Origin of the sequence: Acidisoma sp. S159 (genome assembly GCF_009766125.1) — a bacterium.
Lineage (GTDB): Bacteria > Pseudomonadota > Alphaproteobacteria > Acetobacterales > Acetobacteraceae > Acidisoma.
The window spans coordinates 35220-46080 of sequence record NZ_LMUG01000057.1; the positions used below are offsets into that span (position 1 = coordinate 35220).

Genomic DNA, 10861 nt, shown 5'->3' on the forward strand with positions numbered 1-10861 from the left:
CGCATCGCGCGACCCGGCGCCGCGAACGGGAAATGCAGCGCTTCAAATCGCCGCGGCAGGCTCAGCGGTTCCTCTCGGCTCACGCCTTCATCTACGGCCACTTTCGACCACGACGCCATCTGCTGACGGCACGCAGCTATCGGATGATGCGTTCCTTGACTTTCGAGGTTTGGCAGGAGGAGACCTATGCGCGGAATGCGGCATGATCGGCTTTCAGTCCGCGCGCTTCGTTCAAACGCGTCCTCTTCCAATTAATGTGACAATGCCCCGCTGACCTGTATCCGCCAAACAGACAGGGATCCAGCTAATAATGAAGACTTGGCTTATTACCGGCTGCTCTACCGGCTTCGGCCGCGTATTCGCAGAGGCCGTCCTGGCCCGCGGGGATAAACTCGTCGCCACCGCGCGCAACGTCGCCACCATCGCTGACTTCGTCCGGCATTACCCTGAAAGCGCCGCCGCGATGCCGCTGAATGTCACGCGCAAGGGCAAAGCCGAAGCTGCCGTCGCCAAAGCGGAGACGATGTTCGGTGGGCTGGACGTTCTCGTCAACAATGCGGGCTTCGGCTTGATCGGCGCCATCGAGGAAACTGAGAGTTCATTCCGAATCTGATAGGCAACGTCCCATGCGCCGGATCAGGATGATGGCTGATGCTGCGTAGAGGAAGGCTTCCGCGGAGGAGATGAGCCGTTCCACGTCGCGGTAGAAGCGGCGGTTGCGGCCGAGCCAAGCGAAGAAGCGCTCGACGCCCCAGCGGCGTTTGTGCACCGTGAACCCAACTTGGTCGACGGCTTTGCGGACGATCTCGACCGTGATTCGCGTTGCACTGGCTACACGCTCGCCGGCATAGCCGCTGTCAGCAAATACCTTTTCGAGGAACGGGAACGACCGACGCGAGGAACGTAGCAGAGTTACTGCGCCGTCACGGTCTTGGACGTCGGCGGGCCGCACCTGTAGCTTCAGCGCACGCCCGTCTGTGTCGACAAGCGCGTGGCGCTTGCGCCCTTTCACCTTCTTGCCCGCGTCGTAGCCGCGCGGGCCGCCAGCCTCAGCGGTCTTGACGCTTTGGTTATCGAGCACGCCGGCGGTCGGACTGGCGGCCCGACCCACCCGTTCGCGGTCACGGATGACCAGGTAATGGCTGATTATTTCCCACGTTCCGCTGTCGCGGAACCGGGCGAACCAGCGATAGACGGTCGAAAGTGGAGGAAACTCGCGAGGGAGCATGTCCCACGCACAGCCGGCGCGCAGGATGTAGAACATTGCCTCGACAATCAGGCGCATGGGCCATTTCCGCTTTCGGCCGCATCGGCATGGCGGCGGCAGAAGCGGCTCCAAAAGAGCCCACTCATCGTTGGTCAGGCTGCTTCCATAGCCTAGGCCCGTGCGCTTATATTGCGCTCGGTTGGTCGGGGTCCACATGTGAGCTCCAGCAAGGCTTCGAACACCTGCTTGGAATCACATCCGCCCCGACCAGCCAACCCATCCAAACCCGTTTCGCTCTGATCGTCCATTGGTGGGATTACCGGTCGGCAGGACTTCGGCCTCTACAATGCGACCAAGTTTGCGGTCGAAGGTTTCTCCGAGGCGCTCGCCGAGGAAGTCGCACCGTTTGGTATCGCCGTCATCATCGTCGAACCGGGTGCCTTCCGGACAGACTTCCTCGGTCGATCAATTGCGACCGCGGCCCGCCGCATCGCCGCGTATGATGAGACGAGCGGCAGGACGCGTGACTTCGGCCGGACCAACGATGGGCAACAGCCTGGCGACCCGTATCGCGCTATCGATGTCCTCTTGGCCGCAGCCGACTCCGCCACACCGCCGCTCAGGCTGCCGCTCGGCAAGGATGCCTTCACGCGCATAAGCGTCAAAATCGACAAGCTCCAAGCCGACCTTGCTGCGTGCCTCTGCGCGGCTGCGGAGGGCAGACTCGCCAAGAAGACCAAGCCGATTGACGTGCCCGAGCTGCGCCGAAGGCTGCGCCGTCGAGATCAGGCGGGCAAGCTTCGCCGCCCCGTGGTGCTCAGCCATTGGAATTCCATTATTTTTCCAGGAAATTCCGACCAAAATCGTTGCGCTACAGTGCCGGGTGCTGCTAACCGAGTTGCGTCGGGCTGCATGCGATCATGAACCTTAAACCGCGACACTCGCGCGTCGTGACACTCCTCCGTGTACGCCTTTTATGACCGAGCTACGGGCGGCTTGGTGCGGTTACGCATAATCGAGGGACGGTCGTCTAGGCCGGTTCAGGAGGCAGCAATGGATCATCCAGCCTTGACCTAAGTTTTCCCGCAGAATTCGCTCGCGGCTCCCAACCGGAACACGACGATTTCGGAATCACAAGTCCCTACCATCAGGTTTGACAATGTTCGTATTGCATATCGCCCTCCAGGGATGCCTTCGGGCCACTGACATCGAATACGGCGTCAATGTCGATACAGGGGGGCATATCCGCTATCTTCTCGGCCTGGTCGAGGCTTCGCAGAAATCCGCCGATATCGATCGGATCGTGGTGGCGACGCGGGCATTCGATAGTGAATTCGGACCGGATTACGCGGCGCCCAGCGATCGCATGTCAGACAAGGTCGAGATCGTCCGCTTCAGAACCGTCGATCCGGGCTATCTCCCGAAGGAGGATCTGTGGCGGGAGGTGCCGTCCTACGCGGAAGCGCTGATAGACTGGATTGAACAGCAGCCAGTGCGGCCCGCCATCATCCACGCGCACTACGCTGATGCGGGCGTGGTCGCCGATATCGTTCGGGGAAAGCTTGGCATTCCCTACGTTTTCGTGGCGCATTCGTTAGGTCGCGTCAAACGCAAGGCGTTTCTCGATAGCGGCGGCGTTGCGCATCCGGACTCTGAATCAGCGACGGATATCCGAATCAAGACGGAAGAACGGGCGGTCGCCGGCGCCTCGCTCATTATCGCAAGCTCACGCGATGAGGCCGAGAACCAATATGCCGATTACGAGGCTTACCGCCCAGGACATATCCGTATCATTCCACCCGGCGCGGAACTCACGACATTTCGCACGGCTATGCCCAATCTGTCCGTCGACAAGATGATCAACCGCTTTCTCGTCAATCACGATAAGCCGCCCTTGCTCACCCTCGCGCGGCCGGTCGTGAAGAAGAATATCGCTGCTCTGCTGCACGCATTTGGCGAGTCGAAAGCTCTTCAGGAAAAAGCCAATCTGGTTATCTTTGTCGGCAATCGCGACGATCTGAACGATCTTGAGCCGGAGAGTGCCGGAATTCTGAAGGACATACTCTACCTCATCGATCTCTATGATCTTTACGGCAAGGTCGCTCTGCCAAAGAGCCATCAGCCGGCCGATGTTCCGGCAATATATGCCTATGCCTGGTATCGTCGTGGCATCTTCGTCAATCCCGCTCTCAACGAACCTTTCGGCCTCACCCTGCTTGAGGCCGCGGCGGTTGGATTGCCGATTATCGCGACCGACAGCGGCGGCCCCAATGACATCGTCGAAATTTGCCAGAACGGCGAGCTTGTCGATCCGAACGATCCCGGAGAGATCGCCGCCTCCGCGCTGCGAATCCTCAATGACGAGGCTTTGTGGCAGGATTATTCAAGCGAGGGCTTTCGTGCGGTTCGCCGTTTCGACTGGCGCTCTCACGCCAATCGCTACCATCGGCTGCTGGGGGCGGTGATCAAGCAGGAAGGTCAGCAGCAGCCCGCGCCGCGCGAGTTGCTCGTCTGCGATATCGACAATACCCTTCTCGGTTCGCGGCCGGCGCTTGCTGAATTCAGCGAATGGTTTGGGACGCAGCACAAGCTAGGCTTCGCCATCGCATCCGGGCGCAGCCTGCACAGCGCACTCTCGGTTTTGGAGCAGGAAGAAGCCCCTCTGCCGGACATCATGATCACGAGCGTCGGCTCGGAGATCTACTACCGACAGCCGGATCATCCATCCTATGTGCCCGATCTCGAATGGGCAGATTGGATCTCCGAGAATTGGGAGCGTGAGCAGATTATCGACGCGCTGCAGGACATACCTGGGCTAAGGCCGCAGTCACCACTCGAACAGCGACGTTTCAAGCTCAGCTACATCGCGCACGGCAAGGGCGACTTCAAGGCGCGCGTGGAGGAGGCCCTGCAGGCCCACAATCTGTCCGCTTCCGTCGCCTTCAGTCATAATCGCTACCTGGATGTATTGCCCAGGCGCGCGTCGAAGGGAACGGCCGTCGAATTCGTAGGCAAGCGGCTCGGCTTGGCGAATGCGCGTATTTTTGTCGCGGGGGATTCCGGCAATGATATCGAGATGCTCCGGACCATGCCGAATTCCATCATCGTCGCGAACTTCCGCGACGGTCTCGGCAGCCATGAGGCCCTGAGCCATTGCTTCATCGCACCCCGCCGGCACGCGCGAGGTGTTGTCGATGGCGTCACGCATTTCCGGACGAACAGCGCCGCTTCGGCGAGATTGGCCGCTGCGAGCGATGATCAGGAGGCGATGGCGGGTTCGCTATGACGCGAACCGCCTCCCGGCTTGTAGCGGTCGCGGCTCTCGGAGGGCTATTATTCGGCTATGAGACGGGCGTCGCCGGCGGCGGCCTGAACGACGCGCGCGACCTCTCATATTTCTCGAACGATTCCCTGCTTCTTCTCAGTACAGCGACGCTCATCGGCGCATTGATCGGCTCCCTGGCGGGGGGCAAGCTGAGTGACACGATCGGCCGCCGCGATGTGATCATGGCGACCGCGGCGCTTTTTACCTTAGGGGCATTTTCCAGCGCCCTGGCGCCGTCGCTGGATGCATTATTCGTCGCGCGGCTTGTGGTTGGCTTGGCTGTGGGCGCGATTTCCGTGGCGGCGCCTCTCTATATAGCGGAACTTGCCCCACCGCGCTCACGCGGCGCGTTTGTCGCAACCTTCCAACTGGCGATAGCGCTCGGCTTGTTCTCAGCCTATGTCCTGCGCAACATGTTTCACGCTTTTCCCGAGGGATGGCGATATACGCTGGGCGTCGGCGCCGTATTGGGAATTCTGTTGAGCGGAGCGGCTCTTCTGCTCGATGAATCGCCGCTGTGGCTAGAATTGGAGGACGGGCAAGAGAACCCGGCATTGTCATTGCTCGGGGACGGGACGTCGAAGCGAGGAGATGCGCTCCAGACCTTATTCTCCCTGGCTGGACGGCGTGGTCTTTTTCTCTGCGTAGCGCTCTTCTTCTTCCAGCAATTCGTCGGCATCAATGCCGTTCTCTATTTCGCGTCCACGATCCTGTCGGATTTGGATTTCAGTTTCGGGCTCGGCTTCCGTCCGGGCGATGCCTTGCCATTCGCGATTGTCAATGTCGCCATGTCGGCGGTGGCCATCGCGCTCATCGACAGAGTGGGGCGTCGGCCGCTTCTGCTGTTCAGTTTCGTCGCGTCCGCGGCGGGCCTTCTTGTCGTGGCGTTCGGCATGATCCTCACATCCAGCGGCGTGCAAATCGGCGGCATGATAGCGGCCGCCGGCTGTTTTGTTTTCGTCGGCGGATTTGCTTTGGGCATCGGCCCGGTTCCATGGGTTATCCTCTCCGAGTCCTTTCCCATCGGTCTGCGCGGCCTGGCGATCGGCTTTGCCGCCGCGTCCCACTGGTTGTTTGACGGTCTTGCCTCGCCGATGGGGCTCTTGCTCGGCGGACATATCGCGATTGCGGGTGTGTTTGTCTTTTACATGGTCATCGCGATTGCCGGCTTCTTCTATTTCCGAGCAAGGCTGCCGGAAAATCGGGGTCTCACCTTGGCCGCGATCGACAAGCGGGGCAGGGAGGCCGCCGCGCTGATTCGAGATAGCCGGTTCGTGCATTATGCGGTGACAACTCTTGTCACCACGGGCGGTTCGCTGATCGGCTTTAATTTCGCCGTGACGGCGCTCACGCTGGTTCTCATCGCCAAGAGCTGGAGCCTCTCGCCACTGGAGCAGGGCATGATCCCGAGCGCCTTGGTTCTCGGTCTTGCGGCTGGGTCCTTCCTCGCGGGAAGTCTGTCGGATCGCTTCGGCCGACGCTACGTGCTGATGTCGACGGCGGCCCTGTTCGTCGCCGGCGCTTTTGGCTCGGCCATCGCGCCCTCCTTCTACTGGCTGCTTGTTGGCCGTGCGGTCACGGGATTTGCGATTGGCATCGCCTCGCCCACCACTGGCATCTATGTGGCCGAGATCGCGCCGACCGCCATCAGAGGCCGACTTCTCTCCTTCGAGGCCGTCACCTACGGCATCGGCGCGATCCTCGCCTATTGCGTCGGACTCACCTTCGATCCGACGGCTGATGGCTGGCGTTACATGTTTGCCTTCATCGCGGTGCCGAGCACGATCTATGGCTTGGTTCTTTTGCCGCTGCCGGAATCGCCCCGATGGCTCGCCGCCAATGGCCGGATGCGCGCGGCGCGGCGCGTTCTCGCGCGACTCGATGAGCCGGATATCGATGGGCTGGTGGCAAGTCTGACCTCGCGCGACCAGGGGACGGAAGCGGATGATGGCTGGCCCGGCATGCTGACGAAGCCGCATCGGCCGGCCTTGATGCTCGGTCTGGTCCTGATGTTCCTGATCGTCTTCTGCGGTTGGGATATGATTTTGTTTTATGCGCCAACGGTCTTGATGGAGATCGGGTTCGAGGACACGGCGGTTTCCTTTATCGCCACCTTGGGCCTGAGCATCGTCTTCCTTGTGATGACGCTCGTTTCTCTCAGTGTCATTGACAAGGCTGGTCGCAAGCCGATGGTGGTGTCAGGACTTTTCATCATGGCCGCCTGCCTTGGTCTCATGACGATCTTTACCTGGATGTCCGGCACCTCCGGCGATGCGATGCGATGGGCACTCGTGGGCGTGCTCGCAGTATTTGTTGGCGTTTTCGCTCTGACCCTTGGGCAGGTGGGAGAGATCGTCGTCGCCGAGATCTACCCGCAGGCCATTCGAGGTCCCGCGACCAGTTTCTCGCATGGCATGCGCAGTCTTTTCGCATTGGCGTTCACGCTGACCTTTCCGGCAATGCTGAGCATGTTGGGCTTGCATTTCACCTTCTTGACCTACGCGATTATCGACGTCATCGGCGCGCTCTATCTCCTCCGTTTTTTGCCGGAAACGAAAGATCGCAGTCTCGAGGATATCGCGCGATACTGGTATCGGCGGGTACCCGATAAACACGCGAAGATCGGGATTCCGTCGCCGTGACGTGGCCCTTGGAAAGGAGAGTCTAGGACATGTCCGAGACGCCGACTGAAATACGCGAATTCGCCAATCGCCTCGCGATCGACGGCGGACTGCCGGTTCGCACCAGGCCGCTGCCTTGGGAGCTGCCAGGCGCCAACTGGATCGGAGAAGAGGAGCGCGAGCTCGTCAACATAGTTCTTGCGGCTCGCAGTCCTTTTCGCTTCTACGGTCCGGACCTCCAGCATATGGTCGATACGCTGGAACAGGAATGGTGCGCGGCATTCGGCCATCGCCATGCACTCGCGGTTTCCTCCGCGACCGCGGGTCTGTCCATCGCGATTTCCGCGCTCGGGATCGGGCCGGGCGACGAGGTACTGTTGCCCGGCTATCTTTGGGTAAGCTGTGTTTCGGCAATTGTCAGGGCAGGGGCGATCCCCCGGCTCGTCGATATCGACGACAGTTTCGGCATGGACCCGGTTGATCTCGAAGCCAAGGTCGGGCCGCATACGCGGGCTGTCCTGATAGTGCATATGAGTGGAACGCCTGGCCGGATCGAGGAAATCGCCGCGATCTGCCGTCAGCGTGGCCTGTATCTGATCGAAGACTGCGCCCAGGCCGCGGGCGGTACGCAGTTCGGACGTGCCGTGGGCCGGTTCGGCGACATCGGTGTTTTCAGCTTTCAGATCAACAAAAACATCACCGCCGGCGATGGTGGGATGATGGTCTGCGAGGACCCCGATCTGTTCCGGCGGATCGTCGCGCTACATGATCTGGGTTATGCCCGCAATTCTCAGGGACGCCTCGATACCTCGGACGAAACCTGCCAGCTCTGGGGCATCGGTGCCCGCATGTCGGAGCTTGCGGGCGCCATGGTCCTGGCTCAGTTTCGCAAACTTCCGCGCATCACGCAGGCGATGCATGACGCAAAATGGACTATAAGAACTGAGCTGGAGGCAATTCCGGGACTTGCCTTCCGCAATGTGCGGGATCCGGCGGGCGATACCGGGCCGTTTCTGATCATGCTTCTCCGCGATGAAAAGACGTCAATTCGATTTGCCGAGGCCATACGCGCTGAAGGCATTAGTGGCCCGTCAGGCAGCCTGCTATGCGTCGCCATGCGCGAATGGGGTCTCCATTGGTATTCCAATATCCCGAGCCTGGTACATCGCAGATCAAATAGCACGGACGGCTTTCCCTGGACCCATCCGGCCAATGCATTCGCGGCTGGCTACGAATATGGTGTCGGGGCTCTGCCAGCCTGCGATGAGTTCCATGCCCGCGGAATGATCCTGTCGATCGGCTCGATCCTGACCGACGAGGACGTCAACGATATCATCATCGCGTTCCGCAAGGTCGCGAAGGCGTTCCTGTGACGCCGATGCGCGGCGTTGTCACATGAGCGTCGAGGGTTTCGTCGCCACGCCCGTCCGGTCCTCGGAGAGTGCGGAGGCGGCGCTGGTTCGCGCCATGATCGCGGCTAGTCCCTATCGGCGGTTTTTGCGTGACATCGAGCAGGATGTCGTTCGTGTGGCGCTACAGAATGACCAGATCCACGCCATTCTGACGCGTGTCGCGGCACAGGGGCGCATTCCGTCAGGGCGCTGGTTCTCGCTGCGACGGCCGAGTGCGGATGAGAGTATCCTGCTGTCCTTCCTGGAATATTTGGCATTCGCATCACCGAGTTTCCTGGCCTCGGTCGGGGAATGGCCGCTGGGGGTGCGCCGTGGTTGAAATCGAGGCTTGCGACGTCTGCGTTGTCGGAACCGGGGCTGGCGGGGGCGTGCTGGCCTATGAACTCGCCATGGCCGGTCTGAAGGTCGTGTCATTGGAGCAGGGGCCGCTTCTCGCGGAGGATTATTTTCGCGTCCAGGACCCGCCTGGGTCGGTGAAGAATTTCGGGATCCGGCCGCATACGACATGGCCGAGCGACCCTCATGAGGCCTTTTTCGGAAACGCGCTTTTCGCCCCAACGAGTGAAGCTTCGGCTGTGCGTTCTCCCGATGGCTTCCTGCAATATCAGGTCTTCGCTGTCGGCGGGCTGCAGAACCTTTGGAACGGCGTGAGCCTTCGATTCTCCGCCGATGACTTTGCGAGCTGGCCGATCAGCTACGGCGACCTGGCGCCGCATTATACCGCCGTCGAACGGCTGGCCGAGGTTTGTGGAACACAGGAGAATTTGCCGAATCTTCCCGATGGCGATTATATCGAAACGAAGCCATTCCGGCCGGTCGATCGCCTTCTTGCCGCCTCGGTTGTCGCGCTGGGGGATACTGACGCGCGCGCGATCCCTAATCGCAAGGCGATCAACACGCGGGAAGGCACGCACGCCTCCTGCATTTCGACGGGCGCTTGTGCCTTTGGCTGTCCCGTCGGGGCGGTCTACAAATTCCCCGCGAAGCTACTGCCACGCATTGCCAATCGCGCTAATTATCATTTGCGCCCGAATGCAAAGGTGACGCGGCTTATCAGCAGTGCGGATGGCAAGCGCGTGACCGCCGTCGAGTTTCTCGATACGGCAACAGGCAGCACCCATCGGCTTTCGGCTGCCATCGTGGTTCTGGCGGCCGGTGCGGTGGAGAGCCCACGCATTCTATTCAATTCGGCGACCGAGCGCGATCCGGGCGGGCTCGGCAATCGATCGGATCAACTGGGACGGCGACTGCAGGACAATCCAAAGTCGGTGCTATCGACGTCCTTGTGGCGGCTTTGGGGGAAGCGGCGTGATTTCGATGTTGGCTATGGTGATCCCTTGATCGTGATGGGTCGCGGAACGCTAGCCGATGGCTCGACATTTCCGTTCATCGGTCATGACAGCCAAGGCATTCCTGATATCCCGCACTACCTGACTGGGCTGAAGAAATTTCCGCCCGCCATTAAGGTGCGTTTGGCGAAGCTGATGTTTAATAGCTACGCTACTATTGGCCTGTTCTGCCCCGGCGAGCCGAATCCGGCCAACCGTCTGAAACCCGGTGCCAAGCGCGACCGTTTCGGCATTCCGCAGGTGGAGGTCGATTTTACCGCCTCGCCGAAGGCGCATCAGATGATGGCGGCGATGGAAGCCTGGGGAAGGCGCGTGCTGCGCGGCGCGTCCGGGACAATCATCCATGGGAGCAGCACCAATAACGGCACCGGCATACATTATGCGGGCACAAGCGCGATCTCCGCGGACCCGAACAGTGGTGTGGTCGATGCGAATCTGCGTAGTCATGATTTCGAGAATTTATATGTGTGCGATGGGGGCGCGATTCCATCGCTGCCCGAGAAGCATCTGACGCTGACCATCATGGCGCTTGCGCATCGGCTGAGCGGCCATATCGTCCGCGAAATACACGGCCGGGCTTGACGCGGGCGTGACTGGATGTTTGGCGTCCTTGCACCGCAAATACACCAGCGCATAGGTCACGGTCCGCCGATTCGCGCGCTGGCATCATTTGGCCGGTTCCGGCGGCCGATTAGGTTTGCGATGCGTCATCGCGGGGGCTTACACTCGCCGAATTCAAAGTCCCTCCGCGGACACAGTGAGAAAAGGGATCACCGCTGTCAGCATATGCACTTCTGCCGCTAGACGAGCCGGCGCTTGATCTGGAGGGCATTGTCACGGTAACCGGGTCTGGCGGGCGGCCCGATCCGGCGCCAGGATGGAGGAATGAAGAAGCCGCCCGACCCACATTATCGCCATCGTTTTCCAGCCGAGCTGATGAGGCACGC

The 10861-nt window shown here is 60.7% G+C and carries 8 protein-coding genes and 2 pseudogenes; 8 read left to right on the forward strand and 2 right to left on the reverse strand.

Translation table 11 applies throughout. The features are described 5' to 3' along the window. Positions 1-206, forward strand: a pseudogene (locus GSQ92_RS31750) (IS6 family transposase); the annotation flags it as partial. A gap of 104 nt (positions 207-310) precedes the next feature. Further along, the gene (locus tag GSQ92_RS16675) at positions 311-613 is read left to right on the forward strand and encodes an SDR family NAD(P)-dependent oxidoreductase (protein ID WP_159013742.1); all 303 of its coding nucleotides are present in this window, start codon (positions 311-313) and stop codon (positions 611-613) included. On the opposite strand, the gene GSQ92_RS16680 is transcribed toward GSQ92_RS16675, so the two are convergent. Beyond that, on the reverse strand, positions 599-1423 hold the full coding sequence (locus GSQ92_RS16680; RefSeq protein WP_159013743.1) for an IS5 family transposase: 825 nt from the start codon (positions 1421-1423) through the stop codon (positions 599-601). The genes GSQ92_RS16675 and GSQ92_RS16680 overlap by 15 nt on opposite strands. Before the next feature lie 90 nt (positions 1424-1513). Between GSQ92_RS16680 and GSQ92_RS31015 the strand changes: the two are divergent. After that, positions 1514-1660, forward strand: a pseudogene (locus tag GSQ92_RS31015) (SDR family NAD(P)-dependent oxidoreductase); the annotation flags it as partial. A 12-nt stretch (positions 1661-1672) separates the two neighbouring features. On the opposite strand, the gene GSQ92_RS31020 reads toward GSQ92_RS31015, so the two are convergent. Beyond that, positions 1673-2032, reverse strand: a complete 360-nt coding sequence (locus GSQ92_RS31020) for a hypothetical protein (RefSeq protein WP_254066634.1) — start codon at positions 2030-2032, stop codon at positions 1673-1675. Positions 2033-2366: 334 nt separating this feature from the next. Between GSQ92_RS31020 and GSQ92_RS16690 the strand changes: the two genes are divergently transcribed. The 5 genes from GSQ92_RS16690 to GSQ92_RS16710 are packed head-to-tail and all read left to right on the forward strand — an operon-like array spanning position 2367 to position 10496. Continuing rightward, positions 2367-4493 carry an HAD-IIB family hydrolase gene (locus GSQ92_RS16690; RefSeq protein WP_158802560.1) on the forward strand — a complete coding sequence of 709 codons (2127 nt, stop codon included), beginning with the start codon at positions 2367-2369 and terminating at the stop codon, positions 4491-4493. Further along, positions 4490-7174, forward strand: a complete 2685-nt coding sequence (locus tag GSQ92_RS16695) for a sugar porter family MFS transporter (RefSeq protein WP_159013744.1) — start codon at positions 4490-4492, stop codon at positions 7172-7174. The genes GSQ92_RS16690 and GSQ92_RS16695 overlap by 4 nt, the downstream gene beginning before the upstream one ends. A 29-nt stretch (positions 7175-7203) precedes the next feature. Next, positions 7204-8526 (forward strand): DegT/DnrJ/EryC1/StrS aminotransferase family protein, encoded by a 1323-nt coding sequence (locus tag GSQ92_RS16700; protein WP_159013745.1) that lies wholly within the window; start codon positions 7204-7206, stop codon positions 8524-8526. Positions 8527-8548: 22 nt separating this feature from the next. Beyond that, on the forward strand, positions 8549-8884 hold the full coding sequence (locus tag GSQ92_RS16705) for a hypothetical protein (protein WP_158802563.1): 336 nt from the start codon (positions 8549-8551) through the stop codon (positions 8882-8884). Continuing rightward, positions 8877-10496 carry a GMC oxidoreductase gene (locus GSQ92_RS16710; protein ID WP_216856858.1) on the forward strand — a complete coding sequence of 540 codons (1620 nt, stop codon included), beginning with the start codon at positions 8877-8879 and terminating at the stop codon, positions 10494-10496. The genes GSQ92_RS16705 and GSQ92_RS16710 overlap by 8 nt, the downstream gene beginning before the upstream one ends. The last annotated feature ends 365 nt before the right edge of the window (positions 10497-10861 follow it).